Origin of the sequence: Acetobacterium sp. MES1 (assembly GCF_002237635.1) — a bacterium.
Lineage (GTDB): Bacteria > Bacillota > Clostridia > Eubacteriales > Eubacteriaceae > Acetobacterium > Acetobacterium wieringae.
The window spans coordinates 23,661-39,993 of the sequence record NZ_MJUY01000054.1 but is presented as its reverse complement, the minus strand read 5'-3'; the positions used below and the strand labels follow the sequence as shown (position 1 = coordinate 39,993).

The 16,333-nt window shown below is 41.4% G+C and carries 32 protein-coding genes; all 32 read right to left on the bottom strand.

From position 1 onward, the window contains the following. Positions 1-855, bottom strand: a complete 855-nt coding sequence (locus BI182_RS14805; protein WP_286809056.1) for an energy-coupling factor transporter ATPase — start codon at positions 853-855, stop codon at positions 1-3. Continuing rightward, the gene (locus BI182_RS14800; RefSeq protein WP_286809055.1) at positions 846-1,691 is read right to left on the bottom strand and encodes an energy-coupling factor transporter ATPase; all 846 of its coding nucleotides are present in this window, start codon (positions 1,689-1,691) and stop codon (positions 846-848) included. Before BI182_RS14800 ends, BI182_RS14805 begins: the two co-directional genes overlap by 10 nt. Positions 1,692-1,789: 98 nt before the next feature. After that, positions 1,790-2,131: a 50S ribosomal protein L17 gene (gene rplQ / locus BI182_RS14795; protein WP_026393609.1), complete on the bottom strand. Its 342-nt coding sequence runs from the start codon at positions 2,129-2,131 to the stop codon at positions 1,790-1,792. A 4-nt stretch (positions 2,132-2,135) separates the two neighbouring features. Continuing rightward, positions 2,136-3,095, bottom strand: coding sequence for a DNA-directed RNA polymerase subunit alpha (locus tag BI182_RS14790; RefSeq protein ID WP_070369954.1), 960 nt, complete (start codon positions 3,093-3,095; stop codon positions 2,136-2,138). Between the two features lie 71 nt (positions 3,096-3,166). Continuing rightward, a complete protein-coding gene (gene rpsD, locus BI182_RS14785) occupies positions 3,167-3,796 on the bottom strand; it encodes a 30S ribosomal protein S4 (RefSeq protein WP_070369953.1) in 630 nt (209 codons plus the stop codon). A 15-nt stretch (positions 3,797-3,811) separates the two neighbouring features. Beyond that, positions 3,812-4,204 (bottom strand): 30S ribosomal protein S11, encoded by a 393-nt coding sequence (rpsK, locus tag BI182_RS14780; RefSeq protein WP_070369952.1) that lies wholly within the window; start codon positions 4,202-4,204, stop codon positions 3,812-3,814. 13 nt (positions 4,205-4,217) lie between these two features. Next, a complete protein-coding gene (gene rpsM, locus BI182_RS14775; protein WP_070369951.1) occupies positions 4,218-4,580 on the bottom strand; it encodes a 30S ribosomal protein S13 in 363 nt (120 codons plus the stop codon). Positions 4,581-4,724: 144 nt separating this feature from the next. Continuing rightward, positions 4,725-4,838 carry a 50S ribosomal protein L36 gene (gene rpmJ, locus BI182_RS14770; protein WP_013382261.1) on the bottom strand — a complete coding sequence of 38 codons (114 nt, stop codon included), beginning with the start codon at positions 4,836-4,838 and terminating at the stop codon, positions 4,725-4,727. Between the two features lie 13 nt (positions 4,839-4,851). Continuing rightward, complete coding sequence (gene infA, locus BI182_RS14765; RefSeq protein ID WP_070369950.1) at positions 4,852-5,079, bottom strand: translation initiation factor IF-1; 228 nt, start codon at positions 5,077-5,079, stop codon at positions 4,852-4,854. A gap of 3 nt (positions 5,080-5,082) precedes the next feature. Next, the gene (locus tag BI182_RS14760) at positions 5,083-5,385 is read right to left on the bottom strand and encodes a KOW domain-containing RNA-binding protein (RefSeq protein ID WP_070369949.1); all 303 of its coding nucleotides are present in this window, start codon (positions 5,383-5,385) and stop codon (positions 5,083-5,085) included. A 12-nt stretch (positions 5,386-5,397) separates the two neighbouring features. Beyond that, complete coding sequence (map, locus tag BI182_RS14755; RefSeq protein ID WP_070369948.1) at positions 5,398-6,147, bottom strand: type I methionyl aminopeptidase; 750 nt, start codon at positions 6,145-6,147, stop codon at positions 5,398-5,400. 2 nt (positions 6,148-6,149) lie between these two features. Further along, positions 6,150-6,809 carry an adenylate kinase gene (locus tag BI182_RS14750; RefSeq protein ID WP_070369947.1) on the bottom strand — a complete coding sequence of 220 codons (660 nt, stop codon included), beginning with the start codon at positions 6,807-6,809 and terminating at the stop codon, positions 6,150-6,152. 23 nt (positions 6,810-6,832) lie between these two features. After that, positions 6,833-8,092 (bottom strand): preprotein translocase subunit SecY, encoded by a 1,260-nt coding sequence (secY, locus tag BI182_RS14745; protein WP_148637299.1) that lies wholly within the window; start codon positions 8,090-8,092, stop codon positions 6,833-6,835. A 1-nt stretch (position 8,093) separates the two neighbouring features. After that, positions 8,094-8,537, bottom strand: a complete 444-nt coding sequence (gene rplO, locus BI182_RS14740; RefSeq protein ID WP_070369945.1) for a 50S ribosomal protein L15 — start codon at positions 8,535-8,537, stop codon at positions 8,094-8,096. A gap of 11 nt (positions 8,538-8,548) precedes the next feature. Next, on the bottom strand, positions 8,549-8,731 hold the full coding sequence (rpmD, locus tag BI182_RS14735) for a 50S ribosomal protein L30 (RefSeq protein ID WP_070369944.1): 183 nt from the start codon (positions 8,729-8,731) through the stop codon (positions 8,549-8,551). An 11-nt stretch (positions 8,732-8,742) separates the two neighbouring features. After that, entirely contained in the window at positions 8,743-9,249 is a 507-nt protein-coding gene (rpsE, locus tag BI182_RS14730) for a 30S ribosomal protein S5 (RefSeq protein WP_070369943.1), read from the bottom strand. Positions 9,250-9,266: 17 nt separating this feature from the next. Beyond that, complete coding sequence (gene rplR, locus BI182_RS14725) at positions 9,267-9,635, bottom strand: 50S ribosomal protein L18 (RefSeq protein ID WP_070369942.1); 369 nt, start codon at positions 9,633-9,635, stop codon at positions 9,267-9,269. A gap of 40 nt (positions 9,636-9,675) precedes the next feature. Continuing rightward, positions 9,676-10,212 carry a 50S ribosomal protein L6 gene (gene rplF, locus BI182_RS14720; protein WP_070369941.1) on the bottom strand — a complete coding sequence of 179 codons (537 nt, stop codon included), beginning with the start codon at positions 10,210-10,212 and terminating at the stop codon, positions 9,676-9,678. A 24-nt stretch (positions 10,213-10,236) separates the two neighbouring features. Beyond that, positions 10,237-10,635 (bottom strand): 30S ribosomal protein S8, encoded by a 399-nt coding sequence (gene rpsH / locus BI182_RS14715; RefSeq protein ID WP_070369940.1) that lies wholly within the window; start codon positions 10,633-10,635, stop codon positions 10,237-10,239. Between the two features lie 32 nt (positions 10,636-10,667). After that, positions 10,668-10,853, bottom strand: a complete 186-nt coding sequence (locus BI182_RS14710) for a type Z 30S ribosomal protein S14 (RefSeq protein ID WP_084504860.1) — start codon at positions 10,851-10,853, stop codon at positions 10,668-10,670. A gap of 13 nt (positions 10,854-10,866) precedes the next feature. Next, entirely contained in the window at positions 10,867-11,409 is a 543-nt protein-coding gene (rplE, locus tag BI182_RS14705) for a 50S ribosomal protein L5 (protein ID WP_070369939.1), read from the bottom strand. 20 nt (positions 11,410-11,429) lie between these two features. Further along, on the bottom strand, positions 11,430-11,744 hold the full coding sequence (gene rplX / locus BI182_RS14700) for a 50S ribosomal protein L24 (RefSeq protein WP_070369938.1): 315 nt from the start codon (positions 11,742-11,744) through the stop codon (positions 11,430-11,432). Positions 11,745-11,758: 14 nt separating this feature from the next. After that, on the bottom strand, positions 11,759-12,127 hold the full coding sequence (rplN, locus tag BI182_RS14695) for a 50S ribosomal protein L14 (protein ID WP_026393627.1): 369 nt from the start codon (positions 12,125-12,127) through the stop codon (positions 11,759-11,761). A gap of 27 nt (positions 12,128-12,154) precedes the next feature. After that, the gene (gene rpsQ, locus BI182_RS14690) at positions 12,155-12,412 is read right to left on the bottom strand and encodes a 30S ribosomal protein S17 (protein ID WP_070369937.1); all 258 of its coding nucleotides are present in this window, start codon (positions 12,410-12,412) and stop codon (positions 12,155-12,157) included. Between the two features lie 28 nt (positions 12,413-12,440). Next, on the bottom strand, positions 12,441-12,644 hold the full coding sequence (gene rpmC, locus BI182_RS14685; RefSeq protein WP_070369936.1) for a 50S ribosomal protein L29: 204 nt from the start codon (positions 12,642-12,644) through the stop codon (positions 12,441-12,443). Next, positions 12,641-13,081, bottom strand: a complete 441-nt coding sequence (gene rplP, locus BI182_RS14680) for a 50S ribosomal protein L16 (RefSeq protein ID WP_026393630.1) — start codon at positions 13,079-13,081, stop codon at positions 12,641-12,643. Before rplP ends, rpmC begins: the two co-directional genes overlap by 4 nt. An 18-nt stretch (positions 13,082-13,099) precedes the next feature. Further along, positions 13,100-13,825, bottom strand: a complete 726-nt coding sequence (rpsC, locus tag BI182_RS14675) for a 30S ribosomal protein S3 (protein ID WP_070369935.1) — start codon at positions 13,823-13,825, stop codon at positions 13,100-13,102. An 11-nt stretch (positions 13,826-13,836) separates the two neighbouring features. Continuing rightward, positions 13,837-14,172 carry a 50S ribosomal protein L22 gene (rplV, locus tag BI182_RS14670; protein ID WP_041669084.1) on the bottom strand — a complete coding sequence of 112 codons (336 nt, stop codon included), beginning with the start codon at positions 14,170-14,172 and terminating at the stop codon, positions 13,837-13,839. 18 nt (positions 14,173-14,190) lie between these two features. Beyond that, entirely contained in the window at positions 14,191-14,469 is a 279-nt protein-coding gene (rpsS, locus tag BI182_RS14665; RefSeq protein ID WP_070369934.1) for a 30S ribosomal protein S19, read from the bottom strand. Positions 14,470-14,511: 42 nt separating this feature from the next. Then, positions 14,512-15,345 (bottom strand): 50S ribosomal protein L2, encoded by an 834-nt coding sequence (gene rplB / locus BI182_RS14660; protein WP_070369933.1) that lies wholly within the window; start codon positions 15,343-15,345, stop codon positions 14,512-14,514. Between the two features lie 52 nt (positions 15,346-15,397). After that, a complete protein-coding gene (gene rplW, locus BI182_RS14655; RefSeq protein WP_148637298.1) occupies positions 15,398-15,688 on the bottom strand; it encodes a 50S ribosomal protein L23 in 291 nt (96 codons plus the stop codon). Further along, positions 15,688-16,308 (bottom strand): 50S ribosomal protein L4, encoded by a 621-nt coding sequence (gene rplD, locus BI182_RS14650; RefSeq protein WP_148637297.1) that lies wholly within the window; start codon positions 16,306-16,308, stop codon positions 15,688-15,690. The genes rplW and rplD overlap by 1 nt, the downstream gene beginning before the upstream one ends. Between the last annotated feature and the right edge of the window lie 25 nt (positions 16,309-16,333).

The following is a 16,333-nucleotide window of genomic DNA, read 5'->3' as shown; positions in this document are numbered from 1 at the left end:
TTATCCTCTTACAACTTTGAGAATTTCTTTTTTGGCTGCTTCCACCGTAAAAATATCTTCTCTAATTTCTGGATACTTTTCTTTGAGTCGCCGCATCAGATAGGTTACCTCTGGTACCGCCAGGCCAATGCTCTCCAGGGTAGATATTTCCGTAAACACACGATTGGGTGTATCGTAAAAAACAACTTCCCCTTCATTCATAACCAGAATTTTATCGACCATTTTTCCAATATCTTCCATACTATGGGACACCAGAATAACGGTTATCTGTTTTTGACTATGCAATGATTTGATTTGAGCCAATATTTCTTCCCGTCCTCGGGGATCAAGGCCAGCGGTTGGTTCATCGAGAATCAGTACTGAAGGTTCCATCGCAAGAACACCAGCTATCGCGACCCGCCTCATCTGTCCCCCGGATAATTCAAAGGGCGACTTATCTTTGATTGCATCAAAATCAAGACCAACCATCTTAATTGATTGTCTGACCCGCTGATCAATTTCGTCCTCAGTGAGTCCCTGATTTCTGGGGCCAAAAGCGACATCTTTTTGGACGGTTTCCTCAAACAGTTGGTGTTCCGGATATTGGAAGACCAGGCCAATCTGGTGTCTGAGCTGAATTAGTTGGGCTTTTTTTGTTTCGAAAATATCTTTTCCATCGACTAGAACAGTTCCGGAAGTAGGAGTTAGTAATCCATTGAGATGCTGAATCAGCGTCGATTTACCCGAACCAGTGTGGCCGATGATGCCAATAAAACTACCGTCTTCGATGGTTAAATTGATCTCCTTGAGAGCTTTGAATTCAAAGGGTGAACCCTCTGAATAGGTATGGGAAAGATTTTTTATTTCTACTGACATAAGGCATCCACCATTTCCTCGATGCTTAATACATCGTCCGCAATTTCAAGTCCGGTACTTCGCAGTTCATACGCCAACTCCGTCATTTGGGGTACATCCAGGCCGATTTCTTTGAGCCGTTTTACCTGTTTAAAGATCGTCCGGGGTTTTCCTTCCATGACCACCTTACCTTTATCCAGCACGATGATCCGATCCGCATCGACGATTTCTTCCATAAAATGGGTGATATGAATAACCGTCATGTCTTTATCGCGATTAAGGCGCTTGATGGTTTCCATCACTTCCCGTCGTCCCGACGGATCCAGCATCGCTGTGGGTTCATCAAATATGATGCACTCGGGTTCCATCGCCAGAATCCCGGCGATCGCAATCCGCTGTTTCTGACCACCCGACAATTGATGGGGTTTCTGATGGGCATAGGCCTGCATTTCGACCACTGCTAAAGCCCGATCCACCCGTTCTCTGATTTCTTGGGGTGGTACCCCCAGATTTTCAGGACCAAAAGCCACATCTTCTTCAACAATCGTCGCAACCAACTGATTATCCGGGTTTTGGAATACCATTCCAGCAGTCTGACGAATTGTCCATAAGCTTTCGTGGTCCTTGGTATTGAGCCCACTGACCATTACATCACCCTGGGTGGGAAAGATAATCGCATTCAGTAATTTGGAAAGGGTGGATTTCCCCGAACCATTATGTCCGATGATTCCGACAAATTCACCTTTTTCAATATGTAAACTGACGCCATCCAAGGCTACGACGGATTCGTTTTCGTTATTATGAGGGTATTTGAAATACACATCCTGCACATCAATCATTCTTTTTTTACTATCCATTATCACGTGTAATCACCTTCTTTGGGTGTAATTAACTTTATAATACAAGAAAGGGATTAAGCGTCAATAACATCTTAATCCCCTGTATGCCTCTTAAATTATACTAATTCAATTATCGCCATTTCGGCGCCGTCGCCACGACGTGGTCCAACACGGTAAATTCGTGTGTAACCACCGTTTCTTTCAGTATATTTAGGTGCAATTTCGTCAAACAATTGTTTTACCACTGCTTCCTGAGTGATATATGAAATTGCCTGTCTTCTGGCATGTAAGTCGCCTCTTTTACCTAAAGTGACCATTTTGTCTGCAATTCTTTTTACTTCCTTCGCTCTGGTTACGGTTGTTTCAATTTTACCGTGTTCTAAAAGGGCAGTGGTAAGATTACGTAGTAATGCTCTTCTTTGATCAGAGGGACGGCCTAGTTTTCGATATCCCGCCATAGTGTTACTCCTTTGCCTTTTCTTCTTCTTGACTCAAGGACAATCCAATTTCTGCTAGTTTGTGCTTGATTTCATTCAGGGATTTACGACCGAGGTTACGGACTTTAATCATGTCCTCTTCGCTTCGTTGTGTTAATTTTTCAACTGTATCGATATTCGCCCGTCGCAGACAATTACTGGATCTTACTGAAAGCTCCAATTCTTCGATGGACATTTCGCGAATACGTTCTTTTTCACTTTCTTCTTTTTCCACCATGATTTCCACCGTGGTGGCATGCTCGGTCAAGTTAATGAACAGGTTGAGATGTTCACTTAATACCTTCGCAGCTAAAGAGAGTGCTTCTTCCGGGGTTGTGGTTCCATCGGTCCAGATATCGATGGTTAATTTATCAAAATCGGTGATTTGTCCGACTCGGGTGTTTTCAACTAGAAAATTAACTTTGATAATCGGAGAGAAGATTGAATCCATCGGGATGGTTCCAATCGGCATACCCGGATATTTATTTTTATCTGCTGCCACATAGCCTCGACCCTTTTCAATGCGCATTTCCATGTTCAGAGTAGACCCCTTGGACAAGGTAGCAATGTGCATTTCCGGATTAAGGATATCGACATCAGAGTCAGCAATGATATCACCAGCGGTGATCTCACCTTCTTCTGAAGCTTCAATGTAAATAACTTTGGGCTCATCGGTATAAATTTCAGCTGCCAAACCTTTGAGATTCAGAAGGATTTCAATAACATCCTCTTTAACTCCTGGAATGGTAGAGAATTCGTGCAAGACGCCTTCTATTTTTACTGATGTGACTGCCACACCCGGCAGGGATGACAGCATTATTCGTCTCAGACTGTTACCAAGGGTGGTTCCATATCCCCGTTCTAAAGGTTCAATGACAAACCGCCCGTAAGTATCGTCGTCTTTTTTATCAACAATTTCGATGACTGGTTTCTCGAATTCGATCATTTATCAGACCCTCCTACTTATTTATAATCCATACATTAACATGAGGGTTAATTGGTTCCCGAACATGTAGCCTATTTAGAATACAATTCAACAATAAGATGTTCAGCAATTTCGACATCTAAGTCTTCTACTGCCGGTCTGCCAATGACTTTTCCTGATAGTGTGTCAACATCTCTCGATAACCATGAGGCCATGGTTCGATTTTCAGTCGTTTCTAAAATATCTTTGAATTTTTGTGATTTTTTGCTTTTTGGTCGAACTTCAATGACATCGCCTTCTTTCATGATGTAAGAAGGAATGTTCAGTTTTTTACCGTTAACCAGGAAATGTTCATGATCCACCAACTGACGGGCCTCTTTACGGGAGGTTGCCAGACCCAGTCGATAAACAACATTATCCATACGTGATTCTAAGTGGATCAATAAGTTGTGACCGGTGATCCCTTTTTGCTTTTCAGCAATTTCAAAATAGCCACGGAATTGTTTTTCAAGGACACCGTAAATACGTTTTGCCTTTTGTTTTTCTCGTAACTGAAGACCATATTCTGATAATTTTGTTCGTCTTTTACCGTGTTGGCCTGGTGGTGTTGGTCGTCTTTCAAACGCACATTTATTTGTAGAATAACAACGTTCTCCCTTCAGGTACAGTTTTGCACCTTCACGTCTACATTGTCTGCATGATGCTTCTATATTTCTTGACATTTTTTCGCCCTCCTGTTATACTCGTCGTCGCTTAGGTGGTCGACAACCGTTATGTGGAATAGGCGTTACATCACGGATCAGGGTAATTTCTAATCCCGCCGCCTGTAAGGCCCGAATTGCAGCCTCACGTCCGGAACCAGGGCCTTTGACTAAAACTTCAACACTTTTAAGACCGTGCTCCATAGCAGCTTTAGCCGCTTCCTCTGCAGCCATTTGAGATGCAAAAGGAGTGCTTTTTCGCGATCCTTTAAAGCCTAATCCACCAGAACTTGCCCATGAAAGAGCATTTCCGGAGATATCAGTAATGGTAACAATCGTATTGTTGAAAGAAGATTGAATATGGGCCTGGCCACGTTCGATATTCTTTTTAATTTTTTTAACTTTTCTTCGTGCTTTTTTAACTGCCATTCTTTAGCCCTCCTTATTTCTTTTTGCTTACGAGACGTTTCGGACCTTTTCGAGTTCTGGCATTCGTTTTTGTCTTTTGCCCTCTAACAGGAAGTCCTCGACGATGACGTAATCCTCTATAAGATCCAATTTCGATCAGTCGTTTGATGTTTAAGTTGACTTCTCTACGAAGGTCACCTTCAACGGTGTATTTGTCTATCGTATTTCGCAGATCATTTACTTCAGTTTCAGTAAGATCTTTAACTCTGGTATCTGGATTAATATTTAAAGCTTTTAAGATTTCCAGCGATGTTGAATGTCCAATACCGTAAATATAAGTTAATCCAATTTCTACCCGCTTATCTCGGGGTAAATCGACTCCGGCAATTCTTGCCATAGGGTGTGTACCTCCTAATTATTTTCTAAATGCTGGTAAATTAATCAAGTTAGTGACGTAACGAAATTAAAACCCAGGGTGTTTTATATCATGAACATGACTAAAATTGCCGCGGCCATGTTCTTTTTTTCTGGACTCGACGGTTTAACCTTGTTTTTGTTTGTGTTTTGGATTTTCACAAATTACCATAACACGACCATTTCTCTTAATAATTTTGCATTTTTCACAAATCGGTTTAACTGATGGTCTAACTTTCATTTGTATGCCTCCTTTATGATTTCCCTTTTCCACGCCATACGATACGCCCGCGGGTCAAATCATATGGGGATAATTCAACAACTACTTTATCTCCGGGTAAAATTCTGATGTAATTCATACGAAGTTTTCCCGAAATATGCGCAGTTATCTGATGTCCATTTTCCAATTCTACTAAGAAAATAGTATTTGGTAATGACTCAATCACTGAGCCTTCTACCTCGATAACATCTTTTTTGGCCATTGATCAAACCTCCTCACGATTCTCATCCCCAATACCATCAGGCATGTGATAGGACTCGAGTATTTTTCTAATCTCAGCGTTAGTTACATTTTTTCCATTTAATATTTTATCACGAATATCTGTGGCTATGTGATTCGTCTTCGCCAAGTGTTTGACCTTCTTTTTTTTTGGATTACTCACTTTTCGAAGCTTTCCATTTGATAACATGGCGAACTGTTCGTCCACCACTTCAATAACCACCATATACTGACCTTTATCCCGGCCAGCTTTTGAACGAACCACCTGTCCAACTTTATATTCATTCATCCAAACACCAACTTATAGTACTGTCAGCAGTTCGGGATCACCGGTTCCGGTAATCAGAACGGTGTGCTCGTAATGTGAAGAAAGCTTGCCGTCAGTGGTTACCACCGTCCATCCATCTTTTAACGTAACAACGTCATAAGTTCCGGCATTGACCATTGGTTCAATGGCTAATGTCATTCCTTGTCGTAGCCGCGGTCCTCGACCTTTGGGTCCAAAGTTAGGAATTGGTGGATCTTCGTGCATTTGTTTTCCAACACCATGACCGACATAGTCCCGGACAACTGAAAAACCGTTGTCCTCAACATATTTTTGAATCGCATTCGAAATGTCCGACAAGCGATAGCCATCCCTGGCATAGGCAATGCCCTTATAAAAGGACTCCCGGGTGACTCGAATCAGCTTTTTTGCTTCATCGGAAATCGTCCCGACGCCATGCGTCACCGCCGCATCACCAACGTAACCCTTAAATGTAGCTCCGATGTCAATACTGATGATGTCACCATCCTGCAAACGTCGTTTCTCAGGAATCCCATGGACAACCACTTCATTAATTGAAGCACAAATTGAGTTTGGGAATCCACCATAGCCTTTGAATGTTGGAACTGCTCCGGCATCACGAATATACTTTTCAACTGCATGGTCCAGTTCTTGTGTTGTTACCCCAGGCTTGATCATTGTTTCTACTAAGGCGTGGGCGCCTGCCACAATCTTTCCGGCATGGCGCATTAGATCAATTTCCTTTTGGGATTTTATGGTTATCATCTTTAATTAACTCCACTTAGGATTTTTTCGATATTATCAAAAACGTCCTTCATATGTTGCAATCCATTAATATTAATGATCTTTTGTTTGTCTTCATAAAACTCGATTAATGGTTCTGTCTGATCTTGATATACTTCAATTCGTTTCTTTACGGTTTCGACTTTGTCATCTTCCCGTTGGTATAAGGGTGTTCCGTCTAAATCACAGACACCTTCGACCTTGGGTTTGCTGTACTTGATATGATAGGTTGCATGACATGTCGGACAGATCCGACGGCCTGAAACCCGTTCAATCAAAATATCAAAGGGCACATCAAGATTAATTGCAAAATCCAACTCGCAATCACGCTTGGCATTGATTCGACATAAAGCTTCCGCCTGATGAACCGTTCGTGGAAATCCATCCAGCAAATAGCCATAGCCAGCCGCCAATACATCTTCATGTGTCAACCGATCTTCAACCATATCAACAACTAAGTCATCCGGAACCAAAAGACCTTGTGCCATATACTCTTTAGCTTTTTTTCCGAGCGGCGTATCTTTGCTCATATTTTCTCGAAAGAGATCGCCGGTAGAAATATGCGGGATACCATAAGTTTCACAAATTCGTTTTGCCTGTGTCCCTTTGCCAGCTCCCGGAGGTCCTAATAATACAATTCTCATTTTTCACTTAACTCCAGTTCATTTTAAGATTTTAAAAATCCCTGATGGTGTCTCATCATCATTTCTGCTTCAATCTGCTTAACCGTTTCAAGGGCTACCCCAACTACAATCAGCAAACTTGTTCCGCCGAATTGAAGATTGACACCCATAAAATTACCTACAAAAATAGGAATAACAGCAATGATCGCTAAAAAGACGCCACCAAATAATGTTAATCGGTTCATAATTCTCGACAAGTATTCTACGGTTGGTTTTCCCGGTCTGATCCCAGGAATATAACCACCTTGTTTCTTGATATTTTCTGCGATATCAAACGGATTAAATGTTACAGCTGTATAAAAATAGGTAAACGCAATGATTAGTGTGATATAAATAATATTAGTGAGCCAGGATCCCCAGGCAAAATAGGTTGAAATAAAGTTTGCAAAAGCCGATGTCGGAAAAAAGCTGGCAAGTGTCGCTGGGAATAACGTTAACGAACTGGCAAAGATTACCGGAATAACGCCTGCCATATTCACACGCATGGGAATATGGGTAGTTTGTCCGCCGTACATTTTTCGGCCAACGACCCGTTTTGCATACTGAACCGGGATACGTCGTTGCCCTTCCTGAACTGCCACCACACCAAAGATAACCACCACAATGAAAACCAGAAAAACAATCAGGGTGATGATATTTAAGGTTCCAATCGTCAGATATTGATACATTTGGCCGATTGCAGATGGAATACGGGAAATGATACTGATAAAGATAATCAAAGAGATACCGTTGCCGATACCATTTTCAGTGATTTGCTCGCCCAGGTACATTAAAAACGCAGTCCCTGCTGTAATACATAATACAACCGTAAAGACGGTAAATGGTGTTTTTTCAATTAGCAAGTCTCCGAAGGATAAGCTCATTCCCAGTGCCTGAATCAGCGCCAGAATAATGGTAAGGTAACGCGTATACTGAGCCAGTTTTTTTCGTCCTTCTTCACCTTCTTTTTGTAGCGCTTCCAGAGCTGGAATTGCAAATGCCAGAAGGTTCATGATAATTGAAGCATTAATATACGGGGTGATACTCATGGCAAAAATCGTAAAATTGCCGAAGTTACCACCGGATATAATATCAAACAGACCAAAAATTCCACTATCGTTGACGAGTTGACTAAGCTGTTCGGTATCGATGAAGGGAACCGGTATGAAGGATCCCAAACGATATATAAACAGCAGCGCTAACGTAAATATTATTTTTCGTCGTAGATCTGGAATTTTCCAAGCATCCTTCAAGGTAGAGACCATACTAGATCACCTCTACCTTTCCTCCTCCAGCGAGAATCTTCTCCTCAGCTGATTTGCTGATTTTATGTGCTTTGATGGTGAATGCCTTTTCAACTTCGCCGTTGCCCAGGATCTTCAAGCCATCATTTAATTTACGGACAAATCCGTATTCCATCAATAGTTCCGGAGTAATCACTGTGTTGGCATCAAATGCATTCAGCTCACCCACATTAACAATTGCATATGTTTTTTTGAATCGTGCGTTAGAAAAACCGCGTTTTGGTAAACGTCTTGCCAGCGGCATCTGTCCACCTTCAAAACCTGGTCGTACGCCACCGCCGGAACGTGATTTTTGTCCATCCTGTCCACGACCAGCAGTTTTTCCAAGACCAGAACCTGTACCTCGTCCTTTTCGCTTGGGTGCCTTTTTTGAACCTGGGGCTGGACTTAAAGTATGTAACTTCATCTCGACACCTCCTATACTTCTTTTACTTCGAGCATGAAATCTGTTCGATGAATCATGCCACGAATCTGAGGGGTATCATTATGTGTTACAGTTTGACCAATTTTCTTGAGGCCTAAAGCTTCAATGGTAGCCCGTTGTTTGGGGTTACGACCAATCAAACTTTTCTTTAGTGTAATTTCTAATTGCTTAGCCATAATGATTCCTCCTAATCTAAAATTTCTTCAGGTTTCTTACCACGTTTTGCTGCTACTTCTTCAACAGTAGTCAGTTCTGCAAGGCCTGCCATTGTAGCATTAACCATGTTACGGGCATTATTAGATCCTAAAGATTTAGTACGAATATCTCTGATTCCAGCGAGTTCCAGTACTGCACGGACGGGTCCGCCAGCAATAACGCCAGTACCTTTTCCAGCAGGTTTCAATAATACATGACCTGCACCAGCTTCACCGTTGACTAAGTGAGGAATAGTTGTTCCAACCATTGGCACTTTGATCAATGATTTTTTTGCTGCGTCGATACCTTTACGAATTGCATCTGGAATTTCCATCGCTTTTCCTTTACCGACGCCAACATGACCGTTTTCGTCTCCAACAATCACAAGACAGCTGAATCTGAAGTTACGACCACCTTTTACAACCTTGGTTACACGGTTGATGGCAACGACTTTTTCCTTCAAATCTAATGTACTTGGATCGATTTTTTTGTTTTGCATCAAATGACCTCCTTTACTTAGAATTTCAGGCCGGCTTCACGAGCGCCGTCAGCCAATTCTTTTACTCTACCATGATATACATAACCACCTCGATCAAATACCACTGCTTCAATGCCTTTTTCAAGTGCACGTTTGGCAATAGCCTGACCGACGGCTTTAGCTGCTGCTTTATCTCCACCTTTTGATAACTGACCTTTAAGTTCAGAGTCATTGGAAGAAGCAGAAACCAAGGTGATACCTTTGGTATCATCTATAATTTGAGCATAAATGTTTTTATTACTTCGAAATACGTTTAAACGTGGTCTCATTTCAGTTCCAGAAACCTTGTTTCGGACCCGATAGTGACGAGCAATACGTATTTTATTTTTAATGGGTTTCTTAATCATCGAGTTTTACTCCCTTCATCATCTTTGACGGGTTGGCAGGTTATTTACCTGTTTTACCTTCTTTACGTCTTATTACTTCGTCAGAATATCGTACGCCATGACCTTTGTAAGGTTCTGGTGGGCGTTTCGCTCGAATATTGGCGGCATGTGCACCAACGGCTTCTTTGCTAATGCCTTTAATTACGACTTTAGTATTGGTTTCTGGAACAGCTTCTACACCTTCAGGATCTTCCATCTCAACGGGATGTGAATAACCTAAATTCATAACCAGCTTATTTCCTTTTTTCTCTGCTCTATACCCAACTCCACTGATTTCCAGGGTTCGTGTAAAGCCAGTGCTGACACCAGTAACCATGTTTTGAATTAAAGCCCGGGTTAAACCGTGAAGCGATTTATGCAGCTTACTTTCAGATGGTCGGGTGACAACAATTTCGCTATCTTGGACATCGATGATGACATCAGGATGAAACGTTCTAACGAGTTGTCCTAATGGACCTTTGACCGTCAACGTTTGACCGTCTTTTTTTATGTCGACTCCTGGGAGGATTGCAACAGGTGCTTTTCCTACTCTTGACATCTTTTTACCTCCTGTCTTAATTTGTTACCAAACGTAACATATCACTTCGCCGCCAACGCCGGCTTTTCTTGCTTTTTTATCTGTCATTACGCCTTTAGATGTAGAAACGATGGCAATGCCTAAACCGTTTAATACCTTTGGCACTTCGTCTTTTCCGGCATATACTCTTAAACCAGGTTTTGAGATTCTCTTGATGCCTGCAACGACACGACTTTTGTTTTCTCCATATTTGAGAGTAATTTTAATGACACCTTGCTTTTCATCAGCAATGTAATCAACTTTATTAATATAACCTTCTTCTAAAAGAATCTGAGCAATTGCTTTTTTCTCTTTTGAAGCAGGCATCTCAACTGTTTTATGACCTGCATCATTTGCATTTCTGATGCGTGTTAACATATCCGCAATAGGATCAGTCATAACCATACTCGGTACCTCCTTTTCTTTGCTGGTATTTTTTACCAGCTTGCTTTTCTTACGCCAGGGATTTCGCCTTTATATGCTAATTCTCGGAAACATATACGACAAATGCCAAATTTCTGTAATACAGAATGTGGTCGACCACAAATTCGGCAGCGTGTATACGCCTGAGTTGAATATTTTGCTTTGCGTTGTTGCTTTTCCTTCATCGCTTTTTTTGCCACTGTACCGTCCTCCTTATGCTCTACTGAATGAAATGCCAAGCAGTCTTAACAGTTCGTGAGCTTCTTCATCTGTTTTTGCCGTTGTGACAAACATGATATCCATGCCGCGAACCTGTTCTACCTTGTCATAATCAATTTCAGGAAAAATGAGTTGATCTTTGATACCAAAAGCATAATTACCACGTCCATCAAAGGATTTATTGGATAACCCTCTGAAGTCACGTACTCGAGGAAGGGCAACGTTGAATAACTTATCAGCAAATTCATACATACGATCACTTCGCAGAGTTACTTTCGCTCCAATGTTCATGCCTTCTCGGACTTTAAAGTTAGCTACTGATTTTTTTGCCTTAGTGATCACTGGTTTTTGGCCGGCAATAATTCCAAGGTCGATCACGGCGGCTTCTAAAGCTTTGGAATTGTCTTTGCAATCTCCCAAACCCATGTTGATCACAACTTTTTCGAGTTTAGGAACTTCCATGATGTTTTTATATTGAAATTTTTCCATCAATGCTGGAATTACTTCGGTTAGATATTTATCTTTTAATCTGGGCATATTGGTCCTCCTTCCCGAAATTAATTATTAAATGTTTCATTACATTTTTTACAAAATCTGACTTTTTTTCCGTCACCTAGAACTTTATGACCGGTTCTAACGCCTTTATCACACTTTGCACAGTAAATTAATACATTGGAAGCCTGAATTGGCCCTTCCTGACGGATTATTCCACCCTGTTGCATTTGCTGTGTTGGTTTCTGGTGTTTAGTAACCATATTCACATTTTCCACAAGGACTTTTCCATCTTTAGGATAAGATTGAATCACTTTTCCTTTTTTTCCTTTGTCCTTACCGGAAATTACCATTACGATATCATCTTTTTTTACATGCATCTTTCATTTCCTCCTTAAAGTACTTCAGGAGCCAAAGATACGATTTTCATGTATTTCTTGTCCCGTAATTCTCGTGCGACAGGTCCAAAAATACGTGTACCTTTTGGGTTTTTATCATCTTTTATTAGAACCGCTGCATTCTGGTCAAATTTGATGTAACTGCCATCGTCTCTTCTGATTCCGCTCTTTGTTCGTACGACAACGGCTTTTACAACGTCGCCCTTTTTAACATCGCCACCGGGTGCAGCACTTTTAACAGCACACACGATAATGTCCCCGATATTTGCATATCGACGACCGGAACCACCAAGAACTCGGATGCACAGTAATTCCTTTGCACCGGTATTATCTGCTACTTTCAGTCTCGTTTCTTGTTGAATCATCCGAAATACCTCCTTCCGCACATTGACTTATAGTGCTTTTTCTACGATTTCTACTAATCTCCAGCGTTTGTCTTTGCTGAGTGGTCTTGTTTCCATTATTTTAACGGTATCACCGATATTACATTCGTTTTGTTCGTCATGGGCTTTGAACTTTACAGTGTGCTTAACTCGTTTTGTGTAAAGCGGATGTTTTACAAAACTTTCAACAGCTACAACAATGGTTTTATCCATTTTATCGCTGGTAACCTTACCGATTCGAGTTTTTCTGTAACCTCTTTCTTCCATAAGCTAAACCTCCTTATCTATTGGTTTATTATGCTTCATCTGACTTCATGACACGTTCCTGGATAATTGTTTTGATCCGTGCATAAGTCTTCTTAACTTCTTTAATCCGCATGGGGTTTTCCAACTGGCCAGTCGCATGTTGAAATCTGAGGTTGAATAATTCTTCCTTCAGATCACCCAATTTTGCTTCAAGTTCGATCGTTGTTAATTCTCTTAATTCACTTGGTTTCATGCTTCATCACCCACTTCTTGTGCTTCCTGATCTTTACGAGTGATAAATTTTGTTTTGATTGGTAATTTATGTTGCGCAAGACGCATGGCTTCCCGAGCTACTTCCTCAGAAATTCCGGCAATCTCAAACATTACTCTACCTGGTTTTACCACTGCAACCCAATACTCAGGAGATCCTTTACCGGAACCCATTCGAGTTTCTGCTGGTTTTTGTGTCACAGGTTTATCTGGGAATATTTTAATCCAAACCTGGCCACCTCTTTTAATATATCTGGTCATGGCAATACGGGCAGCTTCGATCTGATTAGCAGTAATCCATGCTGGCTCCAATGCTTGAATAGCGAAATCTCCGTAAGTGATTTTATTACCACGAAGCGCTTTTCCTTTCATACGACCTCTATGTTGTTTTCTACGTTTTACACGTTTAGGCATTAACATATGCGTTGGCCTCCTCTCTTAGTTTTCTGTCCTGTTAGTAGGAGCTTTTCGGCGGGGTGCGCTTTTTTTAGCTTTTGCGTCGTCTTCAGCTGTGACGGCTAAAATATCTTCACGTCCAGTTAAAATTTCGCCTTTATTGACCCAAACTTTTACACCTAATTTACCATAGGTGGTATCAGCTTCAGCAAAGCCATAGCTAATATCAGCTCGGAGGGTTTGAAGGGGAACCTGACCCTGGGCATAATGTTCGTTTCGTGCCATTTCAGCACCGTTTAAACGGCCTGCAACAGCAGTTTTAATACCCTTAGCGCCAGCTCTCATGGTTCGTTGCATGGTTTGCTTCATTGCCCGTCGGAAAGAAATTCGTCGTTCCAGCTGAGCAGCAATGTTTTCGGCCACTAATTGAGCGTCCATATCAACATTTTTAACTTCAACGATGTTGATAAAAACGGTTTTCTTGGTCATTTTTTCAAGTTCAAGACGCAACGCATCGATACCTGCACCACCACGACCAATGATCATGCCTGGCTTTGCTGTATAGATATGAATCTTTACCTTGTTACCAAAACGTTCGATGACAATTTTAGAAATGCCCGCCTGGTATTGATTTACTTTTATATATTTACGAATATCATAGTCTTCAATTAAACAATCTGCAAAATCCTTGTTGTTCGCAAACCATTTTGCATTCCAGTCCTTAATAACGCCAACTCTTAATCCGTGAGGATTGACTTTTTGACCCATCTATGCCCTCCTTACTCTTTTTCTTTTAATACGGCTGTAATATGAGACGATCTTTTTCGAATAATTGTTGCACGTCCCTGTGCACCCGCTCTGAATCGTTTTAGTGTTGGACCCTGATTTGCGTAAATCTGATCGATATATAAGTTCTCAGGATTCATGTTAAAATTATTTTCAGCATTTGCCAAAGCAGATTTTACAACTTTGTCAATTATTTTCGCTGCTTTATTTGGTGTTAATGCTAGAATACTTAATGCTTCTCCAATGCTTTTGCCTCGAATTAAATCAGCCACTAACTTAGCCTTTCTGGATGAAACACGTACATATTTAGCTGTCGCTCTTGCTTCCATTCGTATACCTCCTTCTGGCTATCTTAATTTAGATTTCTTTTCTCCAGCATGACCTCTAAAGGTTCTGGTCGGTGCAAACTCTCCAAGTTTGTGCCCTACCATATCTTCGGTAACATAAACTGGAACATGTTTTCTGCCATCATGTACGGCGATGGTGTGTCCTACCATTTGTGGGAAAAGTGTGGAGCTTCTTGACCAGGTCTTCAGCACGTTCTTTTCACCTTTTTCGTTCATTGCTTCGATACGTTTAAGTAACTTTTCGTCAACATAAGGTCCTTTTTTAAGTGATCTACCCATTATTCAACCTCCTCTCGGTTCGTTATCTTTATGGTTGAGTGCTTATTTTTTGTTTCGGGCTCTTACGATATATTTATCGGAAGGCTTGTTTTTCTTACGTGTTTTATAACCAAGTGCTGGTTTACCCCATGGTGTAACTGGGCCAGAACGTCCAATCGGGGCACGTCCTTCACCACCACCGTGTGGATGGTCATTGGGATTCATTACCGAACCACGAACGGTTGGGCGGATCCCCATGTGTCGGGTACGACCCGCTTTACCAATCCGGACATTCTGATGATCCAGATTTCCAACTTGACCAATGGTAGCTCGACATTCAATTCGAACCAGTCGCATTTCGCCTGAAGGCAATCGCAATGTTGCGTAGTTTCCTTCTTTCGCCATCAGCTGAGCGCTGGCACCGGCAGAACGCACCATTTGAGCGCCTTTTCCAGTTTTTAACTCAACACAGTGAACCGTTGTACCAACGGGAATGTTTTTGAGTGGCAGACAGTTACCAATGGTAATATCTGATTCCGGTCCAGAGAAAATAACATCTCCAACCTTTAACTTAAGTGGCGCAATAATATAACGTTTTTCACCATCTGCATAGTGAACCAGTGCTATATTTGAACTTCTGTTTGGATCATATTCAATTCCGGCAATTTTTCCGGGAATATTGTCTTTATTTCGTTTGAAGTCAATAATTCTGTATTTTCGTTTCGCTCCACCACCATGATGTCTAACAGTAATGCGTCCATATGCATTACGACCAGCATGTTTTTTAAGTGGCTTCAATAAGGATTTCTCAGGCTCGTGCTTGGTAATTTCCTCGAATGTATTGACGCTCATATTTCTACGTCCTGGGGACGTTGGTTTATACTTTCTAATACCCATTAATCGCTACCTCCTTTTTTGTATGCTTCTCGGGTTGTAGTCTCGTTTTTGCTTATACGCCTTCGAAGAATTGAATACCCTTACTTGCCGGTGTCAATTTTACGATTGCTTTTTTCCAGTCTGATCTGCGACCAACGAAACGTCCGGTTCTTTTCAGTTTACCCTTCATGTTCATGGTGCTTACTTTTTCAACTTCAACACCAAAAATGACTTCAACTGCATTTTTGATTTCAATTTTATTCGCTCGTTTGTCCACTTTAAATGTGAATTTTTTTTCTTCAGCGTCAGCCATACTACGTTCGGTAATAATCGGCTTGATAATAATATCGCGAGGATTTTTCATTATGCGTATACCTCCTCAATTTTTTGTAATGATTCCTGAGTCATGATCAATACATCATATTTCAACATATCATAGACGTTTAATTCACTGACTGTCGTTGTTGCAACTTTAGGAATATTATTTGCGGAGCGGATAATCGCTTCGTTGTTTTCCGGCAGTACAATCAAGGCTTTTTGAGCGTTGATATTGTTCAGCACCGCTACCATTTCTTTGGTTTTTGGAGCATCCATCACCAATTGATTCAGAACCCGCAGTTCGTTGTCCTGAGCCTTTGCCGAGAAAACAGATTTCATTGCTAAAGCTTTAACTTTCTTGTTAACCTTTTTGCTGTAATCTCTTGATTTTGGTGCAAAGATCACACCGCCACCCTTCCACAATGGAGATCGGATGGTACCGGCTCGAGCCCGGCCTGTTCCTTTTTGTCTCCAGGGTTTCCGACCACCGCCACGGACTTCTGATCGAGTCAAGGCGGAACGTGTTCCCTGTCGTCTATTTGCAAGCAGTGCGACCACTACTTCATGTACTACATGTTCGTTGGGTTCGATTCCGAAGATTCCTTCGCTTAATTCGACATCACCAACAACATTTCCTTTTACATCTAAAACGTCAATTTTAGGCATTTGATTTCCTCCTTTCAGGCTTGAT

Coding starts and splice junctions, on each gene's coding strand:
- rpsQ (WP_070369937.1), bottom strand. CDS start 12,412: ATGGAAGAAAGAGGTTACAGAAAAACTCGAATCGGTAAGGTTACCAGC.
- BI182_RS14750 (WP_070369947.1), bottom strand. CDS start 6,809: ATGAGAATTGTATTATTAGGACCTCCGGGAGCTGGCAAAGGGACACAG.
- rplN (WP_026393627.1), bottom strand. CDS start 12,127: ATGATTCAACAAGAAACGAGACTGAAAGTAGCAGATAATACCGGTGCA.
- rpmD (WP_070369944.1), bottom strand. CDS start 8,731: ATGGCTAAGCAATTAGAAATTACACTAAAGAAAAGTTTGATTGGTCGT.
- rpmC (WP_070369936.1), bottom strand. CDS start 12,644: ATGAAACCAAGTGAATTAAGAGAATTAACAACGATCGAACTTGAAGCA.
- rplD (WP_148637297.1), bottom strand. CDS start 16,308: ATGCCTAAAATTGACGTTTTAGATGTAAAAGGAAATGTTGTTGGTGAT.
- rplE (WP_070369939.1), bottom strand. CDS start 11,409: ATGCCCAGATTAAAAGATAAATATCTAACCGAAGTAATTCCAGCATTG.
- rpmJ (WP_013382261.1), bottom strand. CDS start 4,838: ATGAAAGTTAGACCATCAGTTAAACCGATTTGTGAAAAATGCAAAATT.
- rplX (WP_070369938.1), bottom strand. CDS start 11,744: ATGCATGTAAAAAAAGATGATATCGTAATGGTAATTTCCGGTAAGGAC.
- rplF (WP_070369941.1), bottom strand. CDS start 10,212: ATGTCAAGAGTAGGAAAAGCACCTGTTGCAATCCTCCCAGGAGTCGAC.
- rplQ (WP_026393609.1), bottom strand. CDS start 2,131: ATGGCGGGATATCGAAAACTAGGCCGTCCCTCTGATCAAAGAAGAGCA.
- rpsK (WP_070369952.1), bottom strand. CDS start 4,204: ATGGCAGTTAAAAAAGCACGAAGAAAAGTTAAAAAAATTAAAAAGAAT.
- secY (WP_148637299.1), bottom strand. CDS start 8,092: ATGGTCTCTACCTTGAAGGATGCTTGGAAAATTCCAGATCTACGACGA.
- rpsM (WP_070369951.1), bottom strand. CDS start 4,580: ATGGCAAGAATTGCCGGAGTCGATTTACCCCGAGATAAGCGGGTAGAA.
- rpsD (WP_070369953.1), bottom strand. CDS start 3,796: ATGTCAAGAAATATAGAAGCATCATGCAGACAATGTAGACGTGAAGGT.
- BI182_RS14800 (WP_286809055.1), bottom strand. CDS start 1,691: ATGGATAGTAAAAAAAGAATGATTGATGTGCAGGATGTGTATTTCAAA.
- BI182_RS14760 (WP_070369949.1), bottom strand. CDS start 5,385: ATGAATGAATATAAAGTTGGACAGGTGGTTCGTTCAAAAGCTGGCCGG.
- rpsS (WP_070369934.1), bottom strand. CDS start 14,469: ATGGGTAGATCACTTAAAAAAGGACCTTATGTTGACGAAAAGTTACTT.
- rpsE (WP_070369943.1), bottom strand. CDS start 9,249: ATGCAAAACAAAAAAATCGATCCAAGTACATTAGATTTGAAGGAAAAA.
- rplR (WP_070369942.1), bottom strand. CDS start 9,635: ATGATTAAGAAACCCATTAAAAATAAAATACGTATTGCTCGTCACTAT.
- rplO (WP_070369945.1), bottom strand. CDS start 8,537: ATGAAGTTACATACTTTAAGTCCAGCCCCAGGTTCAAAAAAGGCACCC.
- rpsC (WP_070369935.1), bottom strand. CDS start 13,825: ATGGGTCAAAAAGTCAATCCTCACGGATTAAGAGTTGGCGTTATTAAG.
- BI182_RS14790 (WP_070369954.1), bottom strand. CDS start 3,095: ATGATCGAATTCGAGAAACCAGTCATCGAAATTGTTGATAAAAAAGAC.
- rplB (WP_070369933.1), bottom strand. CDS start 15,345: ATGGGTATTAGAAAGTATAAACCAACGTCCCCAGGACGTAGAAATATG.
- rplV (WP_041669084.1), bottom strand. CDS start 14,172: ATGGAAGCAAGAGCGACAGCTAAATATGTACGTGTTTCATCCAGAAAG.
- rpsH (WP_070369940.1), bottom strand. CDS start 10,635: ATGGTTATGACTGATCCTATTGCGGATATGTTAACACGCATCAGAAAT.
- BI182_RS14805 (WP_286809056.1), bottom strand. CDS start 855: ATGTCAGTAGAAATAAAAAATCTTTCCCATACCTATTCAGAGGGTTCA.
- map (WP_070369948.1), bottom strand. CDS start 6,147: ATGATAACCATAAAATCCCAAAAGGAAATTGATCTAATGCGCCATGCC.
- rplW (WP_148637298.1), bottom strand. CDS start 15,688: ATGAAAAATCCTCGCGATATTATTATCAAGCCGATTATTACCGAACGT.
- rplP (WP_026393630.1), bottom strand. CDS start 13,081: ATGTTAATGCCTAAACGTGTAAAACGTAGAAAACAACATAGAGGTCGT.
- infA (WP_070369950.1), bottom strand. CDS start 5,079: ATGGCCAAAAAAGATGTTATCGAGGTAGAAGGCTCAGTGATTGAGTCA.